At 66.3% G+C, this 23,475-nt stretch carries 23 protein-coding genes and 1 pseudogene; 7 read left to right on the plus strand and 17 right to left on the minus strand.

Features of this window, described 5'->3' with window-relative positions; all coding sequences use genetic code 11:
* Positions 1-112: 112 nt before the first annotated feature.
* Entirely contained in the window at positions 113-454 is a 342-nt protein-coding gene (locus F4558_RS13795; protein WP_167944455.1) for a hypothetical protein, read from the plus strand.
* 348 nt (positions 455-802) lie between these two features.
* Here F4558_RS13795 and F4558_RS13805 read toward each other — a convergent pair whose 3' ends face one another.
* Positions 803-2,065, minus strand: a complete 1,263-nt coding sequence (locus tag F4558_RS13805) for an IS256 family transposase (protein ID WP_167944456.1) — start codon at positions 2,063-2,065, stop codon at positions 803-805.
* Between the two features lie 398 nt (positions 2,066-2,463).
* On the opposite strand from F4558_RS13805, the gene F4558_RS13810 reads away from it, so the two are divergent.
* Genes F4558_RS13810 through F4558_RS13820 form a run of 3 tightly spaced genes read left to right on the plus strand, consistent with a single transcriptional unit; the run spans position 2,464 to position 4,622 of the window.
* The gene (locus tag F4558_RS13810; protein ID WP_209273287.1) at positions 2,464-3,234 is read left to right on the plus strand and encodes a hypothetical protein; all 771 of its coding nucleotides are present in this window, start codon (positions 2,464-2,466) and stop codon (positions 3,232-3,234) included.
* 49 nt (positions 3,235-3,283) lie between these two features.
* A complete protein-coding gene (locus F4558_RS13815; protein ID WP_167944458.1) occupies positions 3,284-3,766 on the plus strand; it encodes a hypothetical protein in 483 nt (160 codons plus the stop codon).
* A 49-nt stretch (positions 3,767-3,815) separates the two neighbouring features.
* Complete coding sequence (locus F4558_RS13820) at positions 3,816-4,622, plus strand: phosphotransferase (RefSeq protein ID WP_167944459.1); 807 nt, start codon at positions 3,816-3,818, stop codon at positions 4,620-4,622.
* Here the strand turns inward: F4558_RS13820 and F4558_RS13825 are convergent.
* From F4558_RS13825 to F4558_RS13855, 7 genes are all read right to left on the minus strand, one after another.
* Positions 4,614-5,183 (minus strand): NUDIX domain-containing protein, encoded by a 570-nt coding sequence (locus tag F4558_RS13825; protein WP_167944460.1) that lies wholly within the window; start codon positions 5,181-5,183, stop codon positions 4,614-4,616. The two genes, F4558_RS13820 and F4558_RS13825, sit on opposite strands and share 9 nt — an antisense overlap.
* Positions 5,184-5,249: 66 nt before the next feature.
* A complete protein-coding gene (locus tag F4558_RS13830; RefSeq protein ID WP_167944465.1) occupies positions 5,250-6,113 on the minus strand; it encodes an ImmA/IrrE family metallo-endopeptidase in 864 nt (287 codons plus the stop codon).
* Positions 6,106-8,574: a hypothetical protein gene (locus F4558_RS13835; RefSeq protein WP_167944466.1), complete on the minus strand. Its 2,469-nt coding sequence runs from the start codon at positions 8,572-8,574 to the stop codon at positions 6,106-6,108. Before F4558_RS13835 ends, F4558_RS13830 begins: the two co-directional genes overlap by 8 nt.
* A gap of 4 nt (positions 8,575-8,578) precedes the next feature.
* Positions 8,579-9,427: a hypothetical protein gene (locus tag F4558_RS13840; RefSeq protein WP_167944467.1), complete on the minus strand. Its 849-nt coding sequence runs from the start codon at positions 9,425-9,427 to the stop codon at positions 8,579-8,581.
* 1,232 nt (positions 9,428-10,659) lie between these two features.
* Positions 10,660-11,691 carry a macro domain-containing protein gene (locus F4558_RS13845; RefSeq protein ID WP_167944468.1) on the minus strand — a complete coding sequence of 344 codons (1,032 nt, stop codon included), beginning with the start codon at positions 11,689-11,691 and terminating at the stop codon, positions 10,660-10,662.
* Between the two features lie 88 nt (positions 11,692-11,779).
* A complete protein-coding gene (locus F4558_RS13850) occupies positions 11,780-12,190 on the minus strand; it encodes a hypothetical protein (protein ID WP_167944469.1) in 411 nt (136 codons plus the stop codon).
* Positions 12,187-12,843 (minus strand): nucleoside/nucleotide kinase family protein, encoded by a 657-nt coding sequence (locus F4558_RS13855; protein ID WP_167944470.1) that lies wholly within the window; start codon positions 12,841-12,843, stop codon positions 12,187-12,189. The genes F4558_RS13850 and F4558_RS13855 overlap by 4 nt, the downstream gene beginning before the upstream one ends.
* Before the next feature lie 169 nt (positions 12,844-13,012).
* Here F4558_RS13855 and F4558_RS13860 point away from each other — a divergent pair, with 169 nt between their 5' ends.
* The 3 genes and pseudogenes from F4558_RS13860 to F4558_RS13870 all read left to right on the plus strand — a co-directional run bounded on the left by F4558_RS13860 (position 13,013) and on the right by F4558_RS13870 (position 15,171).
* Positions 13,013-13,261 carry a hypothetical protein gene (locus F4558_RS13860; protein ID WP_167944471.1) on the plus strand — a complete coding sequence of 83 codons (249 nt, stop codon included), beginning with the start codon at positions 13,013-13,015 and terminating at the stop codon, positions 13,259-13,261.
* A 645-nt stretch (positions 13,262-13,906) separates the two neighbouring features.
* Positions 13,907-14,138: pseudogene (locus F4558_RS13865) on the plus strand (transposase); the annotation flags it as partial.
* A 31-nt stretch (positions 14,139-14,169) separates the two neighbouring features.
* Positions 14,170-15,171 (plus strand): IS110 family RNA-guided transposase, encoded by a 1,002-nt coding sequence (locus F4558_RS13870; RefSeq protein ID WP_312877331.1) that lies wholly within the window; start codon positions 14,170-14,172, stop codon positions 15,169-15,171.
* Here F4558_RS13870 and F4558_RS32155 read toward each other — a convergent pair.
* The 9 genes from F4558_RS32155 to F4558_RS13915 all read right to left on the minus strand — a co-directional run bounded on the left by F4558_RS32155 (position 15,160) and on the right by F4558_RS13915 (position 23,467).
* Complete coding sequence (locus tag F4558_RS32155) at positions 15,160-15,498, minus strand: integrase core domain-containing protein (protein ID WP_312877332.1); 339 nt, start codon at positions 15,496-15,498, stop codon at positions 15,160-15,162. The genes F4558_RS13870 and F4558_RS32155 overlap by 12 nt on opposite strands.
* Positions 15,408-15,980: an IS3 family transposase gene (locus F4558_RS13880; RefSeq protein WP_167944475.1), complete on the minus strand. Its 573-nt coding sequence runs from the start codon at positions 15,978-15,980 to the stop codon at positions 15,408-15,410. The genes F4558_RS32155 and F4558_RS13880 overlap by 91 nt, the downstream gene beginning before the upstream one ends.
* On the minus strand, positions 15,977-16,180 hold the full coding sequence (locus F4558_RS13885) for a transposase (RefSeq protein WP_167944476.1): 204 nt from the start codon (positions 16,178-16,180) through the stop codon (positions 15,977-15,979). Before F4558_RS13885 ends, F4558_RS13880 begins: the two co-directional genes overlap by 4 nt.
* Positions 16,181-16,699: 519 nt before the next feature.
* Positions 16,700-17,278 (minus strand): biotin transporter BioY, encoded by a 579-nt coding sequence (locus tag F4558_RS13890; protein ID WP_167944477.1) that lies wholly within the window; start codon positions 17,276-17,278, stop codon positions 16,700-16,702.
* Positions 17,279-17,326: 48 nt separating this feature from the next.
* Positions 17,327-18,673, minus strand: coding sequence for an acetyl-CoA carboxylase biotin carboxylase subunit (locus F4558_RS13895; RefSeq protein ID WP_167944478.1), 1,347 nt, complete (start codon positions 18,671-18,673; stop codon positions 17,327-17,329).
* A 37-nt stretch (positions 18,674-18,710) separates the two neighbouring features.
* On the minus strand, positions 18,711-18,926 hold the full coding sequence (locus F4558_RS13900; protein ID WP_167944479.1) for a biotin/lipoyl-binding carrier protein: 216 nt from the start codon (positions 18,924-18,926) through the stop codon (positions 18,711-18,713).
* Positions 18,927-19,003: 77 nt separating this feature from the next.
* Positions 19,004-20,578, minus strand: a complete 1,575-nt coding sequence (locus tag F4558_RS13905) for an acyl-CoA carboxylase subunit beta (protein ID WP_167944480.1) — start codon at positions 20,576-20,578, stop codon at positions 19,004-19,006.
* A 12-nt stretch (positions 20,579-20,590) separates the two neighbouring features.
* Positions 20,591-22,132, minus strand: a complete 1,542-nt coding sequence (locus tag F4558_RS13910; RefSeq protein ID WP_209273288.1) for an acyl-CoA carboxylase subunit beta — start codon at positions 22,130-22,132, stop codon at positions 20,591-20,593.
* 48 nt (positions 22,133-22,180) lie between these two features.
* Positions 22,181-23,467 (minus strand): acetyl-CoA hydrolase/transferase family protein, encoded by a 1,287-nt coding sequence (locus F4558_RS13915; RefSeq protein WP_167944481.1) that lies wholly within the window; start codon positions 23,465-23,467, stop codon positions 22,181-22,183.
* Positions 23,468-23,475: the final 8 nt, after the last annotated feature.

Below are 23,475 nucleotides of genomic sequence, written 5' to 3' on the forward strand. Positions count from 1 at the left end.
GGACACTGACCGTGATCGCATCCTCGATAGCCGTTTAGAGGGCCCGGCCTGGGTCGAGCCGGGGCTGACGGCGCGTGCCGGCCGATACCCGTTGGCCGTGGAGGCGCCAGTCATGGCGGGCGTCGACATCCTGGTCCCCGGCGTCTCGACGCTGAGCCACTACGCCCGCTACTACGCCCTCTACTGGGCGCTGGCCGCCCACGCGGAGGCCACCGGCCTGGACGAACAGCGGTGCCGGCGGACCGAGGTGGCGCTCGCGGTGATCTCCCGGGCCGCCGGCACGGACGGCCCGGATCCAGCGCCGGCGCACGGCGTGGACGCCTTGGTCCGGCTCGCCCCGGAGCCGGGCCGCGAGTTCAGCGTCGCCGACCGTGAGGGCCAGCGGTCCTACTCGCCCCGGGCCTGGGGTTTCTGGTCCCAGTGGGCGGGTCGAGCATCAAGTTGGGCACCGTGACGGTGGATCGAGGCGCGCTGCGCAGCGGCCGGCACCCCTGCCCGCCGTCGATCGTCGACATGTTCCAGATCGCGGACTCGGTGATCCGGTCTGGTTGCAGCCCCGGACCCGGGTCGGCTCGGACCGCGTTCTTGGCGTCGTCGCGCCGTGCCTGGGCGTCGGCGCTGTCGCTGGTGATGGTGTGCGGGGTGACGACGTAATCGAGGTCGCCCGGCTCACGGGCGGCGTCCCCGACCCAGGCCGCCATAGATGGCAGCACGTCGGGCGCTGCCCCACCGCCGGCCGGCGCTTACCACCCGCGGGAGTGTGTCGATTTCCGTGTTTGGGCCTGTGGTGTGATCGAGATTCTTAGATGGTGATCCGGTCGCCGTAGGCGAGGATCAGGGCGTTGAGGGCCTTGGCCCAACCGTAGACCCGGCCGGTGATACTCCCGCCACCCCGGCGTTTCTGCTGGACGACGAGGTAGAGGACCTTCATCGCGGCCTGCTCGGTCGGGAAGTGCCCGCGCCGGCGGGCCGCTTGCCGGAACCGGGCGTTCAAACTCTCGATGATGTTGGTCGTGTAGAGGACCTTGCGGACTTCGTGGTCGTAGTCGAGGAACGGCACGAACTGCGGCCAGGAGGTGCGCCACAGCCGGATCACGGCCGGGTACTGGTCACCGAACTCGGCGGCGAACGCCTCGAAGCGTGCCTCCGCCGCGGCGACGGTGGGGGCGGTGTAGATCTCCCGCAGGGCGGGGGTGATCTTCTGCCAGTCCTTGCGGTTGGTGTACCGCAGCGACGCCCGGACGAGGTGCACGACGCACTGCTGGTGCACCGCCTGCGGCCAGACCTGCTCGATAGCGTCGGTCATGCCTTTCAAGCCGTCGGAGCAGACCATGAACACGTCCTCGACGCCCCGGTTACGCAGTTCGGTGAGGTAGCCGGCCCACTGCTTGGCGCCTTCCCCGCCGGTGCCGGCCCACATACCAAGCACGTCGCGTTCCCCGTCGAGGCTGATGCCGACAACGACGTAGACAGGCCGGTTCGCGACCTGCCCTTGGCGGATCTTCATCACCAGCGCGTCGATGAACACCACCGGATAGATCCTGTCGAGGGGCCGCTGCCGCCAGGCTTCCATCTCGTCCACGACGCTGTCGGTGACCCGGCTGATCAGCTCCCGGGACACCTCGGCGTCGTACACGTCCGCCAGATGCGCGGAGATCTCACCGGTCGTCAATCCTTTCGCGTACAGCGACAGGATCGCCTCGTTGAACCCGTCCAGGCGGCGGGCGTGCTTCGGCACGATCCGCGGCGTGAACGACCCTGCCCGGTCCCGCGGGACCTGGATCCGCACCGGCCCGACCTCGGTCTGCACCGTCTTCGCCCCGCGACCGTTACGGACGTTGGCCCGCCGGCCGGTGGCCTCGTCGACACCGGCCTCGTCGAGGTGCGCGTCCAGCTCCGCATCGAGCGCTGACTCGAGAACCGTGCGGGTGATCCCCGCGAGGAGCCCACCCGGCCCGACCAACGACACTCCGTCGGCCTTCGCCCGCTCGACCAGTTGCTGCGCGAACTCCACCTCCACCTCGGTCGGTTCAGGAAGCTGAGCAGCGTTCTTCTTGTCTGCCATGACGTGGTCCTTTCCGGACAGGATCAACGTCCTGTCCAACGGACCACACCCAGGTCAAACACGGAAATCTACGCAGTCCCCGGCCCGGGGTGGCGAAGCAGGTCCGGCTACCACGGTTTTGTGCTCGGAGACCTGAGAGGTCCCTATTGAGAGGACTCTCGTTGCCGAGCAATCGAAAATCGGTCCGGCAACTAGACGCGCAGCGAAAGATCGGTAACGACACCGATATCTATGGTATGCCATGAGCCCTTGACCGTAGGCGATGCACGCGGTTCAATGAGAGTCCGCGGAAGAAGGAACACTAACGGCATGACTAGACATAGCGGCCGGTTCAGCCGCATGAGCCAGGCGGTGAAGTGTTGCATGACATTCCGACTTTCCAACGCGACGGCAATCTCGTGCTCTTCAACCAGTTCGGGCCCAAGCTGGCCATCCGGAACGAAACGACCAATCTGGATTATTTCGCCTGGCTCGATTACATGACGTGCCGAATAGGCGACATCGTGACCGGGGCAGAAATCCTTGAGAAGCCCAACGACAGGATCGACCCACGGCGGAATACCGGCGTCTACTACGACACCGAGGACTACGCCCTGCTCCACGCACACATGGTTCTCCGCACCACTTCGAACCCGAAAACCCATGCCTTCTGCGCCTTTAAATACGGTGCGGACGAGAATGAGGTTAGACGCGATCACCGCCATATCTTCGACGGTGACGAAAAACGCATCATCCAACTGCGACCGACCTCCCCGGAGGCGGTCAGCGTCGTTCGCTCTCTGCTGTCCCGTCAGGACATACGCCACCCAGGGAGCTTCCTATGGGAGGCGACCGGCATCGGGCCGGATGAGCTGAGGCCGGCGATCTGCGTCGCCCAGTACCGGTACACGTTCTACGTGCTGCTGGATGGAAAGGACGTATTGCGTTGCAGCCTCGATCGAGCCGACGTGGCGAACCTCCGGCAGCCGGAGGCGAGTCGCGAGACCGGGATGTTCAGCGAGATAGAACTTCCGATCTATCCGAGAATCAGTCCCTCGATGCTGGCCGACGCGCGAGTCGAGCAGTTGATGACGACCCTCTCCTCGAGTTTGCATGAATCACTCGGTGCAAGCTCTGTGCACGACTCCAAGTACCGACGAGCCGCACGAGTCCTCGAACTCCTCGCCTAACCCCCGGAACGGGCCGGGAAGAGCCGACATTAGATCTGTTGAGGGCAACATGAAAACTGAGATGCACCCCATCGGCTTTCGCAAGTACATCCTCATGTCCTTCCGCGGTTACCGCCTTCGACTCCACGTCTGGCCGGACGGCGTGGGGACGGACAGCCGGCATAACCACCGGTGGTGGTTCGTGTCGATGCCGCTGTTCGGGCGCTTCCTGGACACCCGGTTCCGCGAAGTGCCCGCGTCGGGCAGGTATCTGAAGATCGACGTGGCGGACCGCGACGGAGTGCGCGACGGTGAGCGCAGTTACCATCTCAAGGGCGAGTCCGATCTAGAGGTGGTCAAACGGAAAATCCGCTACCCACTGATCCCGTATCTCTGTCGCTTCGGCGAGATCCACTCGTACGTGCCGTACAAGCCAGGATTCCACGCCTCGCTCGTCTTTCTCGGTCGACTCCGACGGCAGACTTCGGAGATCTGGCGAGACGCCGATCACCTGGACGTCAAACTTGAGCCCGACGCTGAGCTCCGCGACTAGGGCCGACGTAGGCCACATTCGGCGGGTGGTGGCTGGTCATGCGGGACCCATGCCCCTCATCGTTGTGAAGGCGAGACGGGCGAACGTGGTCCGGACACTGCACGGCGGGTATCTGAACGGCGGGAGGATAAAGAGAGTAGCGAACAAGGTCGTGCGGCGGCAGGGTCACCGCTGGCCGCTCGCCGTCGAGGAGGCGCTGGGCGCGATGGCGCGACGCGGCTTCACCGGCTGCCCGCGACAGATCCGACGGATCGACTCGTGTTCCGTCATCCTCACCTACATGCCCGGCTTCGCGCTACCGGGCACGCTGCCGCGCTGGGCGGCGCAACCCTCGCTGTTGACGGCGGTGACGAGATTTATGCAGCGGTTCTCCTTCGCGAGCGCTGGAATCCGGCAGGAAATTCGGCACGCTGACTGGTTGGCCCCACCGATGTCCGACGGCGACGCGTTCGTGCACGGCGATCCGCACCCGACGAACATCGTCTTGAACGGGCGCCGTGATCCCACCGCGATCGTCGACTTTGAACTTTCCACGGTGGGAACACACGATTGGAACTTGATCTCTCTGGTCTTCGCATGGGCACCCCTGGAACCCATCGAACTCACCTCCTGGGAGCGCCTCGGCAGCGCACTTGAGCCGGCGGAGCGGGCCGGGAGGATCCTTCGCCAGTGGGGATCGTCCAGCTCGGCAGCCGAACTCCTGGAGACGGGTCGAGCCTTCGTCGAATGGCGAAAGCGATGGATCCGACGGTTGGCTCACGAGGGCAACCCAGGTGCCCGTCAATTTCTCGCGGATCCCTTATTTGATGCCCGGTACGCCTCCGTGCTCCGCATGCTGCGCGCCGCCCTACGCTGATCGGCCCCCGTGAGGCACCATCGACACGCCGAGCGCGGATTCCAGTCGGTGTCGGCGAACGAGCGCCATGTTCAAGTCGTCGAAGAAGCCGCGTACGAATGAGGCAGCGTCGGCTTGCATGGTCCGCAACTCTTCGGGAGATGCCCGGAACACCCGCGACACCTCGTGGGGGTTGACCACCTTCGGGTCACCAAGCGCTCTGGCCACGGCCAGGCTCCGATACCTTTGGTAGACGTTGACGCGCTGCTCAATCAACTCCAGGTCCGCCAATTCAACGCCGACCTCCTCAGCAGCCTCCCGTCGGCCGGCCTCCTCCCATGCCTCGCCAGCAGCGACGACGCCGCACACATGGTCGATTTCCAGTGCGCCATCGTCGCCCTTTGACGTTCCCCTCACCTGGGCGATCACTCGATCGTCGTCATCAAATACGACGACGATGACGATGGGCTGAAAGAGGCCTTGGCTGATCAGTTCGTTCTTACGACGCCGGACCTCCGATCTCGGTACATGGCGGAGGACAGCCTCTCCGTTCGCGTTTACCAGATCTACGAACTCTTCCACAATGCCTTCCTCACGGTAGCCGGGCCACAGAGTTCGACGTCCTGGCCCGCTGACTGTTTACGGTGATCAGTGGAACGTTACGTTCGGCAGCCCCAAAAAGTTGACCGTGATGACGGTCTGTCTACCGGGAAGCTCGACGGAATCCCATCTGGCGAGGCCCTGCACCCGTCCGGACTGGGATTCCTGCTCGTCAGGTTCCGACGGCCGGATGAACCTGTAGTCGAGCTCGGCCACCCCAGATCGGCGAGCCAGCGCCGCGGTCTCGGTGCGGAGAACCCGCCACCGTCCCAGTGAAGAGATCCGCTGGCCCCTCGGCGGACTACCGATCCGCGGTCCAGCCCCCGTCAGTACCCGCAGACAACCCGTTTTCGCAGAGCCCAGGATGATGCTGAAGTTCGGATCCCACGCCGTCCGCGCCGCCTGGTAGAGCACGGGCGAAAAGTTGATGCGCGCCTCGTTGGCCATCTCCACGACGTCGCGGGCCGAGGTTAGGTTCCCCGAGGCGCCCAGCCGGGACCGGACCCGGGAGGCCGGTAGCAGCATTTCGGAGGCGTAGGCGTCGCACATCTGCTCGAGCAGGTCCGGCAGGAGTCCGTAGCGAGGTGGCAAAAGGTAGTGCGCTATCTCGTGGCCGACGGTGAACCGCTGGCGTCGCCAGTCGTCCTTCGCGTTGACCCACACTTTCATCGGGAAAGTCCGACCGATTAGCATTCCTGAGGAAAACAGGACCCGGCGCTCGACCGATACACCAAGATCCCGCCAGCCCCGGACGTCGTCGATCCCGTGACGGGCGAGTTCTGCACGGGTCATCTGGGCGAGCCGCACGGCCAGCTCGACCGAGTAACCGTCCGCCGATCCCCAGCCCCCGGCGAGCAACCTGAGCGACGCCCACATACCGTTGAGATCGGCGAGCCTGGAGCCTCTAGCCACCGGCATGCTCCTTCGTTGCCAGGAATGCCACCGAGGATTCGAGGAGTGCCAGGTACGCCTGGTCCCTACCTGCGTTCCGTGGGGCCCGGTGCTCCATTGGGGTGAGCGCGGTCAGGTCACCGCTACGGACCCGGCGAATGACCTCGACAAGGAGGGAATTCAGGGCCTGGTCCTCCTTCAGCGGATGCGCTCGTGCCGCCTCTTCCAGCCGCCTGATCAAGCCCTCCACGTCGAATACTCCATCAGCGGTGAGAAGGTCGCTCGGCGGGATCGCGGCCTTCACGTCGGACCAGTCCAGCCCGCAGGTCGAGTAGATGGCGGCGAGGTTGCGTCGGTAGCTGAAGCGGGGCTCGAGCAGCCGGGTGCCGCTGACCACAAGACCGTCAGTCAATGCCTCCATGAGTCGAGTGACTGCGGCGGGACGGTGAAAATGACTTTGGACGTCGGCTAGCACATTCTGGTCGACCGAGTATGTCAGCACTACAGCGAGGACACCCTGGCCACCGGGCTCGGCCTCCCGGAGGGAGAGCCTGCCCTCCGTCTGGGTCTTCTCCCCATAGGTGCTCGGGGCGACCGCGCGCAGGTTCTCCGCGAGGAAGAATCCCCATCCTGCGGCGTCTCGACCGCTTGTTCTCAGGGAACGGATCAGCCGGGCCGCGTTGTGGTCACGGTCGTAATGGGTGACTTCCGGGTGGAACGACTGGCAGAGGAACTGCTGATCCAACCAGGGTTGCCGGGCCAGCTGGGCGCGAGCCCGGCACTGGTGAACGTAGTGCCAGCGGACCAGCCAGCTTGCAGTGTCGGCTTGACCCGCATTCCACTCCACCCCTTGGTCCTGCGCGACGAGCGTCTGGACCGACTCTGATGCCTTCCGGGCCAGGTAGGCGACGCCCTCAGGGTGGTAGCCCGCCATGAACCGGATGAAGCCCCAGGCGTCCTCGTGTGGGTCGAGCCTCTCCAGCGTCGTCTTCGCCCAGAAGCCCAGTTCATGCCAGTCGGGCGGGGGTCGCCAGGCAAGGCCATCAAGCGCGAGCAGGAGCTGCTTCGTCGGCTCACGGTCCATCGTGGCCAAGCCGAGCAGGTAGCCGTCAAGCCATTCCCACAGTTCCTTTACGTCCTTGCTTCGGACGTAAAGCAATGCCTCCAAGAGTGCGTACCCGCCGTCCACCTGCGCGCTCCTCATGAGACGCAGCGCGAGCGATCGTACCTCCTCGCTGTGAGCATAGTCCGGCCATGCGGAAGCGATTTCGTACCCGAGGTCTTGCGCCGTCCATTCGTCGTAGGACAGCTCGAGAATCATCTTGACCGCAGGGGCGATACTGCGATCCGCGAGTGCCAGCGCGTCCGAGGCCAAGGTGATTCGGATGTCTTCACGCCGGGCGCCAAAGCCTGTCCAGTCACCCCGAGCAATTTCCTGTTGGGCGGTCCAGAGTTCAAGGGCACGCCCGATCCAGGCACCGAGCCCCGCACCGCCGTCCAGACCCCGAAACTCAGAGAAACTACTCTCCGCCGACTCGGACAGCAACAGGTCGGCCGCTTCTCGTGCAGTGGAATGCTCGAAGCGCAGCCGCCGCAGGCCGTCGAATTCATAAGGCACGGCGACGAGGCTGAGATGTGGATGGTCCGTCACCTCGAACCCCGCCACTGCGGAGATCTCGTCGGTCGTCAGAAGGGTTGGCGCATGTTCCTGAAGCCGCAGGAGAACAGCAAGCTTCCCGATGTCGCGCCTAGTCTTCAGTACCGCCAACTTGTCGAGCGTGACATCCTCGACGTTGCCACCGAATCGTCGGCGTAGCACATCGCGCTGCGCTGGCGTGTTGGGAGAGACGTTGTGGAGCAGATATTCATCGATGAGCGCGGGGGTGCTCAGACGTTGAAGCTGCGCGGGCGGGACGACGCCTTCGCGCTCTCCCCTTGCCGCGTATCTGGCAAGGTCATGTGATGCGTACCAGTCGGACAGGGCCAATGGCGTCGTGTATTGCGAGAGCGGTTCAATCTCACGATTGAACTCGATGTAACCACGCGGACGTGTCGTGACGAGAATGTAGAGATCCGGGCGCGCCTCGATCAGCAATCGCAACTGGCGCAGGAAGACAGCGTTCGGACGTGTGCCAGTTGCGCCGAAAGGGTTCTCGAAGACAACGACGTGTAGATTCTCTTTGTGTGGCGCCTCGATCGCAAGATCCACGGCTCTCGCGCACTCTGGCCCACCATCAATCGTCATGATCTGAGGCGGGTACGTGTCATGTGAGGCGAAAGCCATCCATTTGAGATAGGCCGCATAGTGCGCGACGACCGTCTTGCCAACCTTCGGCGGCCCCGCGACCCAACAAACACGGTTAGCGAGAAGGCCACGCATGATTTTGTCCTTGGGTGGCACGAGTTGCTCCAGCGGTGGCAGATCGAGCATGTTCCCCTTGCGATTCCTCAGCGTCTGCCAGACGGAGTGCTCCGTAGACATTCGCTTACCTCCAGGCTTTTCGAGGGGTGCCGAGAATGGTGCCGATCGCGCGGTCGGCGAGGAGCGTGGAGACGGTGTCGAAGTCTATGTCTGGGTCACTTATGTACGTCATCGGCTGAGCGTGAACGTTCGCCCGGCGGAGCTTGTGGTCCGCCTCAATTCCATCAGAACGGACGAAGAACCATTGGGACGAGGTCGGCCGGCGCCCCCCGGCCGACTCAGCCCACCTGCTGAAGACCATGGTCATATCGGTCTCGGCCTGTAGCGAGGCGCCGATGATGACGGTCGTGTTCGCGAGCCCGTGTTCAACCAACCATGCAGTCTCGGCCTTACTGAACGTGAGTGTCTCCAGTCGACCGTAGCGGCACTCTACGCCGATCATCCCGTGCACGTGGATGTTGACGAGGCCCGTCTCAAACGGAGGCGGTCGGTTTCTGGTGAGTTGCCTGAGCTCCCTCACCTCGTATCGCACCCCGACCTGCTCACACGCAAGGGTCAAAGCGGCATCCCAATTGAGGTTTATGACAGTCACGAGCCGGTGTCTCGCCAGTGCCGCGATCGCCAGGTATCCGCGCGCGGGCCGAACGTCGGAGAACAGCGGCTGGAGAAGGTCTTGCTTCTCGTGTTCTGGAATGGTGTGCAGCGCGTCTCGCAAATCCATCCCTTCGAAGCGGGCCTTCGTGGCATCGCGAAACGCCTGATCAACAATGCTCGTGGGTGGCGCGCCCGAGGTGAGCGAGCAACCCGCCCCCAGGATGAAGCAGGCCGCTCGGGAGGATCGCCCGATCACGCCGCCCAACTCAGCGGCCATTCTCATCCAGTAGGGCGTCGACGAGGGGTTCAGAGTGGTCACATCCGACCCTTTCCATCCGTACACTCGCCAGGGCTGGACCTGGTGCCCCGACGACGTCTGCCGCTACAGAGGTTGAGGGTACTGCAAGTGAGTAGATCAACCATCAGGCGCGCGAGCGTCTTCTGTCGACTGTCGTACGCTTCGGCGGGTCGGTTCGTCCTATTGCTACCGATAGATGGCGGAAGCCAGGGAGATCTTGTAACGCCTGAAACGATCTCACACTCTATGCAGGATTCGGCCCCCTGTGGTGCAATCACTGCGACCCCGACCCCGACCCCGATGCCTTGCTGGAGCCAATATGAATGCGTATGCTTTCGGCACGTTTGATCCTCCACTCAAGCGGTAAGCCTGCCACGAGCAACAGAAGATCCTTCACTTCCCGGCACGTCCGTCCGCACCCAAGCCGCCTCAGCTCGAAGGCCAGCTGTCGGCTTGGCGTCTTAACGCACCCGCCGCAATCCGGAGTCGATCCGATGCGGTGGTATTCGTCGAGAAGGGTGGGTCGGTGCCGCGTATTTCCGTCTACCAGGTTCCGGTTCTGCGAGCACACAGCCACAGCCACCCCCGCCTGGGTGGCTGTCTGATGGAGGTCGCCGGCACGCTTACTGGCGGAATGTGGACCGATCGCCCGAAGGGCGTCGAGCTGGTCCTGGGGGAACTGGCCCGCGCCGTCAACGACCACACCAGCGACAGAGGTCGCCCAGAGTTGCTGCCGATAGCGCGTGGTTGGTCAGTCACCCGCGCGTCCGCTGGGGGGAGGCAGGCTTCGCTGTTGCTCGTGCTGTGGGCCACCGCGTCCTGGGACGACTTGACCCGGTCACGAGCGAGCGCGTGGCCGGGCTCCTGGCCAGACTAGAGCCAACGCCGGGTGCGCGCGACCGGTCATGGCGCGACCGGACACACCGACACCGCCAGGCGAAGCGGCTCGTGCGGTTGGCCACCGGGGCCACTTCGGGGGAGGCGGACTACTTTCTGCGCGACCTGCTCATCGACGCGATCAACGTCACGCGCGAGCTTGAGGGCCTTTCGCCTGCGCCGCTCGACTCAACTGCCCGGGAGCGGTACCCTTCGACGCTGCCGATCCAGGCTCAGCTCTGCGCACCTGACGGTGGGGAGTCAATGTACTTGCATTGCACCGCCGTACTCGTCGAATGGCCGGAGTCACTAGCCGCGGCATGGACACGCCGTAGCGCGGAACTGGTCGCGACGGCCGACCCCAACACGGCCCGCAGTCAACGGGACGGGGGGCGAAGTTCGGGCATGCCGTTCAGTACAGCGGAACAGGCGGCAAGCTCGGCATCGGTGTAGGCCAGGAGATACACCGTACGTATGCGAGCAGTCGCGCGTTCCAGATGTTCCGCCACAACCGCACTGACCGCCCGCACGGTAGCTTGGATATCGGCACCAGCCGCCCCGGCACCAAAAAGGGGAAGGACGACCGATGCCACGTCGGGAAGGCCCTCCGCCTCGGCCAACGCGTTTTTTGCGCAAAGCGCGATGTTGCCAACCTGACGGTAGCCGTGGCCTGGCTCCCCCGACACCGCGGCCACGTGGATCAAATACTTGACCTTGTTGCTGCGTGATAGCTCACCGGACGTGGTGGATATCGCCGTTCCCGGCACCACCGGACGTCGGCCCGCCACCTTCGCGGATAGTTCGGCATCTACGCAGTCGTCGATGACGTGCCCAGCCTCGTCGCGGCGTGCGCCGCCGTACCGGAAAATGGCCGAGAGGGAGCGCTCATAGAATCGCGACATCTCCATGTCGGTGTTTTCGGAGCTCACCCAGACGTCTACATCGGTCACTAGTCGGATGTCACCGACGATGATTCCGAACCGCCGCCTGCTGTTTCCGGTCAGCCGGTAGTCGATCTTCCGCCGTCCCGGCACGATCCTCGGCCCGCAGTCGGCGCCGAGCATCGTAAGTCGCTCGGTCAGTCGCGCGATCTGCTCGTCCTGCCGCCTGATCTCCATGTCCTTGGCGTCGCGGGGTTCGGCCTGCCGAGCTGCCCGAAGGGCGCCCGTCCAGATCAGCAGGACGAAGGCACCGGCACCACCTAGGCTCCAGCCGAACACCGTGCCCTCGGCCGACGAGGTTGGAAAGAAGGAGAAGATGACGAGCGTCGCGCCCAGCGCCATGCACAGCCATGTCGCGACCAGCACGGTGTGCCGCCGTCCGACGGCACGACCGGCGACCGCCCAGATCAGCGTGGTCAATGCGAGAGCAAGGAAGACGCCTGCCGTCCCGAGCAGCGCCACGTTCATGCCACCATGCTGTCAGCATCTAGTGCGTGCGGATAGTGCCGTATGCCCCCGCACTCGGTCGCGCCCCCGGGGATGGCTAGAGGCGCGCCTACGGTGCGAGGGCTGCCTCGCGTTGAAGCCCGGCCTCGGCGAGGTCGCGTCGCACGCCAAAGAATCCGCGTCGTGACAGCACACGGTCAGGGACCTGCTGCTCGAAGTCGATCAGTCGCTCCGCGTCCCAGATGAAGGGTGCCACCAACACGTCGCCACGGAGGTAGACCGCAAAGAGTAGTTCGCCATCCGCCAGGGCCGATGACAACGTCTGAAACAGCGATGACGTCACGTACGTCGCTGGGCCGTCCGCATTCAGGTTCATCGTAGGCACATCCGCTGAATCGATCGGGGCGAGTCGGCGACCGTGGGCCAAGACGTCAGCGGGGGGGTTGAAATAGGAACCACCGACGTAGGCACGCTCAAAGCCGCTCGACAGGATCTCGAAGTCTGATCTTCCCTCGGTCATCGCGCAGCCTCTTCCACCTCGAAGAACTCCGTGAACAGCGCCGTCACCTCGGCGATCGCCCGGTCCAACTGGTCGTTGACGATCACGCGGTCGAACACCGGCGTGTTGCCGTCGCCGGTCTTTACCACCGGGTTCTCCAGGACATAGCTGATGGGGTCGGCCTGGTACGCCAGGCGCGCCCGCACCGCTTCCTCATTATCCCTCGTGCGCCCAGCCAGGCGAGCAGCTAGGACGTCCATCTGTGCGTCGATGTTCCCCTGTGTCGCGAGCACGCCGATCGAGAACAACTTACTTCCGAATACCTCTCTCAAGCGTCCAGCACCGTCCGGCCCGGCGAAGATCGCGTGCACGCAGATCTGTCCCTCAGAGATCTTTGCTCTGATCTCGTTCGCGCTGGTCCCGTAGAGGACCGTTCCGCCGAACTGGCTCGTCACGATGAGTTCCTCGGAGAGGGCGAGCTCCTGCATATCGTTCAAGCTCACCGTGCGATAGGTGGGGTCGGCGTCGGACGACGCGGGCCGCGTAGTCACCGTGGTCACCCGGTGCGTGAGGTTCGGATACCTGCTGATGATCGCATTCAACAGGGTGTCCTTTCCCACCGCGTACGGTCCGCTGATGTTCAGGATCTTCTTGGGAGGGCCAGCGCTGTGCATTGCTGCTTTCCTTCCGGCTTCACACTGATGATCATCGGCCCACGTCATCGGATAAGCGCGCTCGATCGCACTCGGACCGGCACAGTGGACGCTCGATGTGCACCATACTCGGCACGGCCGGCCCAGCGGAGCAGAGGTCAGCCCGGCACGAGTTCCGGCGTCGCCCGTCGTGAGCGTGCGGCGTCCTGCGAGGCTTCTCGCTGGGGTCGCGTCCCGACCGCTCGGCTCCTCCGTCGAACCCTGGCCAATCTCTGCCCAGCTCGTCCGCGAGGGCAGCGGCAACGAGGCCGAATGGCTCCAACTGCTCCGTGAACACCAGCGCCGCTTCACCGAGCAGCTCACGCAGCAGCACAACTGCCTCGATCTCATCACCGTCAAGGTGCCCAGCTACGAGCAACGCCGCGCGGCAGGCAGATAGCGACCTCACTACGCAGTCGATCATCGACTGCGTGGTCTTCGTGGTTGGTCAACCACGAGACCGCTTCATCCGCGAGCTCCACTTCGAGCAGGTACGGACTCCACACTCCTGAGCGCCCGCCGTGTCCAGCAGCCTGGCGAAAGCGAAGATCCTCGGCGCAGCTCCCAGCGCTGAGACCGACGGCGTCGAAACGAAGAGCAGGTGCGCGGATCGGCCGCTGACAAGGCGCGGCGATCGTGAGCGTGCTCCCCGATCGACCGATGCGGCTGCGGGAAGCCAGCACTGGTGTCCACCAAAGCACTGGGTCGGCAGCTCACGATCGCTCGGCGGCCCGGGCGAGCCCGGTCTAGTACCAACGCCGTTCAGTTAGGCGTGGGCGGGGTCGGTCAAGGGTGTTGATCACGACGTGAGAAGTGGGGTTCCGGTATCAAGGTTTGTCACTCCAAGACAACCAGAACCAGGAACCCCGCTCGATGGAGCAGATTGCCATAACTCGGGCGGTCACGGTAGCTGCCGGGCCGGGGACTGTACAGATAACGGCTGATCGACCGATCAAGGGAGAGACGCCAGATGACGACTGAGACCATCGTGGGACAGCCGGCCGTGGGGTCGGTGGGTGCGGTCACGGATGAGCAGTTGATCGCGATGCTGGTCGATCGGGCTCGTGGCGACAGGCTGAAGCTGACCGGCGAGGGCGGGCTGCTGCAGCAGCTGACCAAGCGGGTCCTGGAGTCGGCGTTGGACGGTGAAATCACCGACCATGTCGGCTACGACAGGCACGACCCGGCAGGTCGGGGCAGCGGGAACACCCGTAACGGCAGCCGGACCAAGACCGTGCTCACCGACGTTTGGACCGGTCGAGGTGCGGGTCCCGCGTGGTAGCTGGTCTCCGAGCCGCGGGTCGACAGGTGTTCGCGATCAATCCTCTGGCCGTGTCGCGTTATCGGGACCGGTATCGGGTCTCGCGCGGCAAGTCGGACGCGTTCGACGCGATGGTGCTGGCGAACATCCTGCGCACCGATGCGGCCGCGCATCGGCCGCTGCCGGCCGACAGTGAATTGCTGCAGTCGCTGCGGGTTCTGACCCGGGCGCAGCAGGATGCTGCATGGGACCAGGTCACGCTCACCAACCGGATCCGGACGCTGCTGCGGATGTTCTTCCCCGCCGCCCTGGCGGCGTTCGAGCGCGGCGGACGGCACCGGCTCGACTCGCCGGCCGCCCGGGTGATCCTTGCCGCGGCGCCGACACCTGCGGCCGCGGCTGCGCTGGCTCCCACCGAGCTCGCGGCGTTGCTGAGCCGCGCTGGCCGTCAACGCGGCATCGCCGCCGAGGCGGACAAGCTGCACGGCTTCCTCCGCGGCGAGCAGATGCGCCAGGCAGCAGCCGTCGAGCAGGCCATGGGCCTGCACCTTCAAGGACTGGTGCGGCAACTCGACGCGGTCTGCCAGACGCTGCGGCAGCTGGAGCAGCGCATCGACGAGGTGTTCACCGCCCACCCCGACGCGAAGATCGTCACCAGCATCCCCGGTCTCGGCGTGCAACTCGGCGCCCGGCTGCTGGCCGAAATCGGCGACGACCGCAGCCGCTTCGCCGACGCTCGCGCGTTACGTGCTTTCGCCGGTGCCGCCCCGGTGACCCGATCCTCGGGCAAGAGCAGCTTCGTGCACGCTCGCCGCGCCAAGAATGACCGGATCGCCGCTACCGGATACGTGTGGGCGTTGGCGGCAGTCCGGCATGACTCCCACTGGAACACCCGCTACCGATCCCGCCGTGCCGCCGGCGACAGGCACGTCGCCGCCCTGCGGCGCCTGTTCCACCTCATGCTCGGCAAGCTGCACCACTGCCTACGCCACAACACCCTCTACGACCCCGGCAAGGCCTTCGCCGAACCCGCGACCTCAACTGCTTGACAGCCACCGTTGGTGAGATGTCTCGATGTAGGCGAAGATCGCGTTCTCGGCCTCGTCGCGGGTCCGCCACGAGGTGCGGTAGACGAGTTCGATCTTCAGCGTTGACCAGAAGTTCTCCATGAGGGCGTTGTCGTAGGAGTCGCCGACGGAGCCCATCGACGGCAAGATCCCGTTGTCCTGTAAGCGTTCCGCGAAGCGGAAGGAGGTGTAGTTCGACCCCCTGTCCGAGTGGTGGATCAACTGGCGTCGCGGACGTCGCGCGACTGGATGCCGTATTCGAGGGCGGCGAGGATCAGGTCGGTGTCGCAGCGGTCGGAGGTCTTCCACCCGACGATCCGGCGGGAGAACACGTCACGGACCGCAGCCAACCAGAACACGACCTCGCCGCACGGGATGCGGGTGGCGTCGGCGACCCAGAGCCGGCTCGACCCGTCGGCGGTGAACTGCCGATTGACCAGATCCGGCGCCGGCGTAGGCCGTGGGTCCTGACGGGTGGAGCCGCCGCGCCAGCCGCGCCGCAGGAACGCCACCTGCCAACCCTGCTCGGCCATCAACCGCTCGACCCGATTGCGGTCGACGCGGATGCCGTCGCGGCGTAGCTGCCGGTGGACCCGGTCCGCGCCGTAGGTGTGCCCGGAGGTCTCCCAGATCTCGTGGATGTTGGAAATCAGCCCCAGGTCGACCACGTCGCGGTCGCAGGGCCGTTCGACCTGCTTGACCCACGCGTAGTAGGTCGAGGCGCCGATGTTGAGAACCCGTAGCAGGAGCGCGACCGCGAACTGGTCACGGTGTTCGTGGATGAACTTCATGACCGTCGCCGGGTCGGGTCGAGCTCCGCCGCGAAATACGCGCTCGCAGCCTTCAGGATCTCGTTCGCCCACCGCAACTCAGCGACTTCCCTGCGCAGCCGGCGGTTCTCCTCGACCATCTCGCTGGTCGGCCGGTCGTGACGCTCGCCCTCGTCAGCCTCGGCTTGCCGGATCCAGTTCCTGAGCGCCTCGTGGTGCACGCCGAGTTACTCGGCCAACGCCGGATCACGGGCTGCGGGTCCGACTCGCAGTACAAGCGCACAGCGCGCTGACGGAGCTCATCGGGGTACTTCTTCGGTGCTGCCACGGACGACTTCCTCCCCCACGGCCATCAGACCATGGTCAAGAAGCTCCATGAAAGCGGGGGTGGCTCATAGTTGATGTAGGGACTGGTCGTTGTCGGATCCATCCCAATCACGAACGGCCCCACCGGGCTGCGACGATGCGGCGTTCGGCACGGAGAACGGCCTCCCCGTCGCGGAATTCGACCGGGAGGCCGAGACCATGGCGGACGTGATCGCGTCCGCCATGCACAGTCTCGATGAGGTCGGCCTGACTGCGCTCCGCGTCTTGCATCAGGACCGACTTCCCACCACCAGTTAACCCGAGCGGAGACGGCACGGTCTTCTACCGGTCGGCGGATAGAACCGGCCGATGCCGGCGTCCCTGGTGTGGACCGCCGGCATCGGTCGGGATCGCCGCTGGGCGGCGGGCGTGGTTCAGCCGCGCAATTTGTTCACCATCGACCAGGCGGTGGGCAGTGCGACCGCGGCCAACGCGACCTTGATCAGGTCCCCGACGATGAACGGAGCGGCGCCCAGGGCGAGGGTCTCCGCCACGCTCGTGTTGAGGTACAGACCGAGCCAGGTCAGGCCGAAGGCGTAGATAACGGCGCTGCCGGCCAGCATGACCAACGCCGAGGACCGGACCTTCCGGTCCCAGCCGCGCTCCGCGGTCGCGCCGACGATGCCGACGGCGAGCAGCATGCCCACCAGGTAGCCACCGGTCGGCCCCAGCAGCCCGTGCCAGCCGGAGCCGGCCTCGGAGAAGACGGGCGCACCGGCGACGCCGACCGCCAGGTAGAGCGTGAAGGTGAGCAGGCCGCGCAGCGCACCGAACGCCCCACCCACGAGGAGTACCGCGAAGGTCTGCCCGGTCAGTGGCACCGGGGTGAACCACAGCGGGATCACCACCTGGGCGGAGACCGCCAGCAGGAGTACGCCGGTGAGCACCAGCGTCGCCTCCGCCACCAGGCCGGAGCGTCGCACCAGCGTTGGTGCCAGGGTCATCGAGGACATGTGGAATCCTTTCGTTGATTGCGTCGGTGCCACGCCACGGGTCCGCGCTCAGGCATCGGCGCGCACCTTCGCCACGATGCCGGTGTCGTACGCGCCGGAGACGAAACTCGGGTGCGTGAGCAGCTGGTCGAAGAACGGCAGGTTGGTCGCCGGTCCACCGACGACGAACTCCTTGACGGCGGCGCGGGCGCGCTCGATCGCCGCGTCGCGGTCCGCGCCGTGCACGCAGAGCTTGGCGAGCAGCGGGTCGTAGTGCGGGGTCACCAGCGTTCCCGCCTCGTAGCCGGCGTCGACCCGGACCCCGTCACCGGTGGGTTCACGCCACTCGGTGATCTTGCCGGGGCGTGGCAGGAACCGCACCGGGTCCTCGGCGTACACGCGAAGTTCGATGGCGTGCCCGGTCGGGCGCACGTTGTCCAGGTCGGCTGCGGGAGCGAGGCCGGCGGCGATCCGAAGCTGCTCCTCGACCAGGTCGACCCCGGTCACGAGTTCGGTGATCGGATGTTCGACCTGCAGGCGGGTGTTCATCTCCAGGAAGACGTACTCCTGGGTCTTCGGGTCGACCAGGCACTCGACGGTGCCGGCGTTGCGGTAGCCCACCGCCTCGGCGGCGGCGACGGCGCCGGCCAGCATCTGCTCGCGCAGTTGCGCGGAGACGCCCGGCGACGGGGTCTCCTCGACGATCTTCTGGTGCCGTCGCTGCACCGAGCAGTCTCGTTCGCCGAGCGCGACCACCCGGCCGTCGGCCAGGCCGAGGATCTGGACCTCGACGTGCCGGGCGTGCTCGATGTAACGCTCGAGGAGGATCCCGGGTGAGCTGAAGAAGCGCTCGGCGCGGGCCTTGGCGGTCTCGTACGCGGCACGCAGCTCCACTTCGTCCCGGGCCAGCCCCATTCCGATGCCACCGCCACCGGCGGCGGCCTTGACCATGATCGGATAGCCGATGGCCGCGGCGGCGCGGACCGCCTCCTCGACGTCGGCTACCGGAGACTCGGTGCCGGCGGCCACCGGCACCTCGGCCTTCGCCATCAGGTTGCGGGCGTTGACCTTGTCGCCCATCGCCTCGATCGCGTCGGGCGAGGGTCCCACCCAGGTCAGGCCGGCGTCCCCGACCGCCGCCGCGAAGGCGGCGCTTTCGGCGAGGAAGCCGTACCCGGGGTGGATCGCCTGCGCGCCGGTCCGGCGGGCGGCGTCCAGGATCGCCTCGGTGTTCAGGTACGACTGCGCCGGTGCCGCGGGGCCGAGCAGAACTGCCTCGTCGGCTTCGCGGACGAACGGTAGCGTCGCGTCGGCCTCGGAGTGCACAGCGATCGTCCGCACACCCAACCGCGCGGCGGTCCGGATGACCCGGCGGGCGATCTCGCCACGGTTGGCGACAAGCAACGATTCAAACATCGAACTCCCTCAGACAATCGGTCGGCTCGTCGCCTTCTCAGCCTTCCAGCACCACCAGCAGGTCGTTCTCGGCCACCTGGGAGCCTTCCGTCACGTGCACCGAGGCGACTGTGCCGGCGCTCGGGGCCACCATCGGGATCTCCATCTTCATCGACTCGAGGATCACCAGGTCCTCGTCGGCGGCCACCTGCTGTCCCGGCTGCACCAGGACCTTCCACACGTTGGCCACCATCTCCGCGCGCAGTTCCGTCATGTCGGCACTCTCTTCTCTCTGCTTGTTGGGACCGGGCTGGGCCGGACGCCGGTGGGGGGATCGGTGACGGGAGCGGTTCAGGCGGGGGCGATGCCCCGCTTCTTGGGGGGCCGCCAGTGGCCCGACTCGTGCCGGGAGTCGGCGATGAAGTCGAGCGTGCGGATGATGGCCTGGCGGGTGTCCCGCGGATCGATCACGTCGTCGATCTTGAACTTGGCGCCGGCGACGGCCGGCTCCTCCAGCCGCTTGTAGTGGTCGATCAGTTCCCTACGCTGCTCCGGCGTGACTGTGGGGTCCTTGCCGTGCAGGATGTTCACGGCCCCCTCGGCGCCCATCGGACTCACCCGCGCGGACGGCCAGCAGACCATCAGCGCCGGGTGGAACTCCGCCCCGCCCATGGTGTGGTACGCGAGCCCGAACGCCTTGCGTACGACGATCGTGCAGATCGGCACTGTGGACTGGCTTAGCTCCCACAACGGACGCATGCTGCGGCGGAACAGGTTCGTCCGTTCGGCAGCGGTGCCGACGATGTAGCCGGGAACGTCCACCAGCCACACCAGTGGGATGTTGAACGCGTCGCAGATGTTGATGAAGCGCGACATCTTGTCCGAGGCGTTGCCGTCCAGCACCCCGGCCTTGAACAGCGGGTTGTTGGCGATGACGCCGACGGTGTGCCCGCCCATCCGGCCGAAGGTCGTGACGAGGTTGGGCGCGAAGGTCGGCTTGAGTTCGAAGCCGCTCTCCTCGTCCAGGATCTTCCGGACCAGCCTGCGCATGTCGTAGGCGCGCGCCTGGTTCGCGCTCACCAGGGACAGCACGCTGTCGTCCAGCCGTTCGTCGGTGGGCTGGTACGGATGCCGGGGCGCGGGCTTGGTGCAGTTCGACGGCAGGTAGGACAGGTACCGCCGCAGGTGCGCGACGAGGTCGTCCTCGGTCTCCGTCTCGTGATCGATCGACCCGATCTCCTTGGCGTGCAGTTCGCTGCCGAAGTCGGCGGTGGAGACGTCCTCGCCGGTGGCCGCCTTGACCAGTCGGGGGCCGGCCAACCCGAGGGAGGCGCCCTTGACCATCACCACGTAGTCGGCGAGCGCGACGAGGTTGGCGTGTCCGGCGTAGGTGTGGCCGACCACGCCGCACAGGATCGGCGCCCACCCGGACATCAGGCCCAGGTCGGAGAAGCGTTCGTGTCCCCGGATCGTGGTGGAGCCCATCCGTTCGGTGATCCGGGCGCCGCCGCCCTCGACGAACATGACCAGCGGCACCCCGCTGCGCAGCGAGATCTGCCGGGCGCGGGCGAACTTCTCGTCGTTGGTGCGGCCCATCGACCCGCCGCTGACTGTGAAGTCGTAGGAGACGACGACCACCGGTCGCCCGTCGACCCGGCCGGTGCCGATGACGATGCCGTCGGCCGCGCCGTGGATCTCGTCGTCGAACGGGTCCTCGGTGTCCGGCCTGCCGAGTTGCCCGAACTCGACGAAGCTGGCCGGGTCGACGAAGCGGGTGACCCGCTCCCGGGCGGTCAGTGCCCCGCGTTTGCGCTGGGCGGCGAGGGCCTCGGGCCGGTTGTGGTCGAGTGTGGCTTCCTTCCAGGCGAGATACCGTTCGGTCTCCTCAGCGAGGGTTGCCGGCCGTGCCTCGATCTCGTTCTTCACCCCGCACCTCCGTCAGTAGATCGTGGTCGGCCAGTTGGCCAGGTGATGCTCCCCGACGCGCCGACCGTGCACCCGCAGCGCGGCGGAGAGGTAGGCGCGGGTCTGTCGGGGGTCGATGACGTTGCCCACCGCGAAGGCGGCGGCCGCGTCGTAGGCGCTGGTGCCTTGGGTCATCTCGGCGACGGCTGCCTCGTACCGTTCGGCGTCGTCGATGACGTCCCGGCCGTGCACGATGCGGGCGCCGAACCGCGGGTCCATGAAGTTGATCTCCGCTGTGGTCCAGGCGCAGGTCTCGTCGGCGTTGCCGCCGAGGCCCATGTTGAGCAGCGCCTGCCCGTACGACTTGCGGGCGACGACCGCGATGCGCGGGACGGTGACCAGCGACAGGGCGTTCATCCAGTTCATCACCCGGCCGGTGGCGCCCTTGCGCTCGCCGTCCTTGCCGATCAGGAAACCCGGCTGGTCCGCGATGAACACCAGCGGCACGTTGAAGGAGTCACACAGGACGAGGAAGCTGGTCGCCTTGGAGCACGCCTCGGGGTCGATCGCACCGCCCTTGACGAACGGGTTGCTCGCGACGATGCCCACTGTCTGCCCGTCGATCCGGGCCAGGGCGGTGATGATGGGACGGCCGTAGAGCTGCTTCAACTCGAACAACGAGTCCGGATCGACTATGCACTCGAGCACCTTGCGCATGTTGTAGACCCGGTTGCGGGAGGTGGGCACGAGCGCGGCGATGCGCTCGGCGCGGGCCGGGTCGTCGGCGCCTTCGGGCACCGCGGCGACCGGTGGGGGCTCGTCGCGGTTGTTCGGCAGGTAGGACAGGAAGCGCTTGACCAGGTCCAACGCCTCCTCGTCGGTGTCCACCGCCACGTCCACGAGGCCGCTGTCCTGAGCGTGGACGCGCCAGCCGCCGAGTTCCTCCGGGTCGACGTTCTCCGAGGTGGCCATCTCGGTGAGGCGCGGGCTGGAGACCGCGAGCACCGCGCCCTTACGCATGACCACGAAGTCCGACATCGACGCGTACCAGGAGGAGGACCCGTAGCAGGGGCCGAGCACGGCCGACACCCAGGGGGAGTCGCGGCGCCGTAGGTACTGGATCGGGTCGTCGGAGTTGGCGACGGTGCCCTCGGCCCCCATCGCGTCGGGCATCCGCGCGCCGCTGGACTCGCCAAGGAAGACGACCGGGTAGCCCTGCCGGGCCGCGACCCGCTTGACCTGCTTGATCTTGCGAGCGTTGGTACGGCTGCTGGACGCCCCGAGCACCGTGAAGTCGTTCGAGACCACACCGACGGTGTTGCCGGCGATCTGCCCGAACCCGGTGACCTTGCCGTCGGCTGGAGTGCGGTCCCGCATCTGGGGTCGGTGGGACACGCCGAAGAGGCCCACCTCGTGGAACGTGTCCTCGTCGAAGAGGTGATCGATGCGTTCCCGGGCGTTGAGGATGCCGGCGGCGGCACGGGTCTTGAGCTTCTTCTCGCCGCCCATCCCGAGCGCCTGTTCCCGGAGCTGGTCGTGCAGCTCCCGACGATCGTCCAATGTAGATTCAGTCACGTCAGCATCTCCAATGCCGTTCGGGTGTCGCGAAAGCGGCGACGGCGCCTACAGGGCCGCGCGCAGCGACGAGCGGTGGTCCGGGTGTGCGATCTCGACGAGCGCTCGGGCCCGATCGCGCAAGCTGAGGCCGCGCAGCTCGGCGACGCCGTACTCGGTCACCACCACGTCGGCCAGGGAACGGGGAACGGTCACCGTGCTGCCGGGGCGCAGTCGCGTGACGATGCGCGACAACGCGCCCTTCGCGGCGACCGACGGCAGCGCGCAGACATAGCGCCCGTTGTGGCCGTAGGCGGCGCCGATGGCGAAGTCGAGGTGTCCACCCGGCCCGCTGTAGAGCTTCGGGCCGATCGACTCGGCATTGATCTGACCGGTGAGGTCGATCTCGATGGCGCTGTTGACACCGATGAATCGATTTACCTTGCCCAGCGTGGCCGGGTCGTTGGTCCGATCGACCGGCAACATGACGATCTCGGGTCGGGAGTCGATCGCTCGGTACAGCTCCTCGCTGCCGGTGACGAACGTCGCCGTGATCGCCGGTTGGCCGTCGGGGCCGGGCGCGAGCGTGCCGGCCTTCATCAGGTCCAGGGCCGAGTCGCTGAACGTCTCGGTCAGCATGCGGATGCCGTCCTTGCCGGCGACACCGCGCAACACCGCGTCGGCCAGCTTGCCGATCCCGAGTTGGATGGTGTCGCCGCTGCGGATCAGGCCCGCGACGTTCGTCGCGATCGCCGAGGTGACCGCGTCGAGCGGCGCGGTGACCACGGCCTGCAACGGCTCGTCGACCTCGACGAGGTGATCGATCGCGGAAATATGCACCGAGGTTCCGCAGGTCCGCGGCATCTGCCGGTTGATCTGGGCGATGACGGTCCGCGCCCGGGAGACCGCCGCAGGCAGGTACGCCACACACGTGCCGAGGCTGCACCAGCCGTCCTCGTCGGGCGGGGACAGGTGCAGCACGACCACGTCACAACCGACGGCGCCACTGTTGATCAACGTCGGGGTGAGCCCGTAGCAGTTGGGGATGAAGTCGGCCGAGCCGGCGGCGATCTGCTCGCGGGTGCTGTGACCGGCCATGAAGCCGGCGTGCCGCACGGCTGCGCCCGGCGCGGCGAAGTACGGCAATTCGTCGTCGATCCGGTTGTGCAGGATGGTGAACGGCCCGCTCGCGCCGGCGACCAGCGACTCGACGATCCGCCGCGGCCATCCGCCGCCGTGCCCGATGACGACCGCGTCGTCAGGGCGCACGAAGCGGGCCACGTCCTCGACGGCGAAGCTCTTCGGCCTGCGGGTCAGATCGCCGCCGCGGGTGATCCGGACGACATCGGTTTCCATCGCGACGC

The sequence above is a fragment of the Micromonospora profundi genome, from assembly GCF_011927785.1.
Taxonomy (GTDB): domain Bacteria; phylum Actinomycetota; class Actinomycetes; order Mycobacteriales; family Micromonosporaceae; genus Micromonospora; species Micromonospora profundi.

Bases quoted from the DNA above. Each gene is read 5' to 3' on its own strand.
- F4558_RS13835 (WP_167944466.1), bottom strand. From the start codon at position 8,574: ATGTCTACGGAGCACTCCGTCTGGCAGACGCTGAGGAATCGCAAGGGG.
- F4558_RS13820 (WP_167944459.1), top strand. From the start codon at position 3,816: ATGCCCCTCATCGTTGTGAAGGCGAGACGGGCGAACGTGGTCCGGACA.
- F4558_RS13895 (WP_167944478.1), bottom strand. From the start codon at position 18,673: ATGTTTGAATCGTTGCTTGTCGCCAACCGTGGCGAGATCGCCCGCCGG.
- F4558_RS13850 (WP_167944469.1), bottom strand. From the start codon at position 12,190: ATGACCGAGGGAAGATCAGACTTCGAGATCCTGTCGAGCGGCTTTGAG.
- F4558_RS13890 (WP_167944477.1), bottom strand. From the start codon at position 17,278: ATGTCCTCGATGACCCTGGCACCAACGCTGGTGCGACGCTCCGGCCTG.
- F4558_RS13880 (WP_167944475.1), bottom strand. From the start codon at position 15,980: ATGAAGTTCATCCACGAACACCGTGACCAGTTCGCGGTCGCGCTCCTG.
- F4558_RS13805 (WP_167944456.1), bottom strand. From the start codon at position 2,065: ATGGCAGACAAGAAGAACGCTGCTCAGCTTCCTGAACCGACCGAGGTG.
- F4558_RS13795 (WP_167944455.1), top strand. From the start codon at position 113: ATGGCGGGCGTCGACATCCTGGTCCCCGGCGTCTCGACGCTGAGCCAC.
- F4558_RS13815 (WP_167944458.1), top strand. From the start codon at position 3,284: ATGAAAACTGAGATGCACCCCATCGGCTTTCGCAAGTACATCCTCATG.
- F4558_RS13845 (WP_167944468.1), bottom strand. From the start codon at position 11,691: ATGAACGTGGCGCTGCTCGGGACGGCAGGCGTCTTCCTTGCTCTCGCA.
- F4558_RS13855 (WP_167944470.1), bottom strand. From the start codon at position 12,843: ATGCACAGCGCTGGCCCTCCCAAGAAGATCCTGAACATCAGCGGACCG.
- F4558_RS13900 (WP_167944479.1), bottom strand. From the start codon at position 18,926: ATGACGGAACTGCGCGCGGAGATGGTGGCCAACGTGTGGAAGGTCCTG.
- F4558_RS13915 (WP_167944481.1), bottom strand. From the start codon at position 23,467: ATGGAAACCGATGTCGTCCGGATCACCCGCGGCGGCGATCTGACCCGC.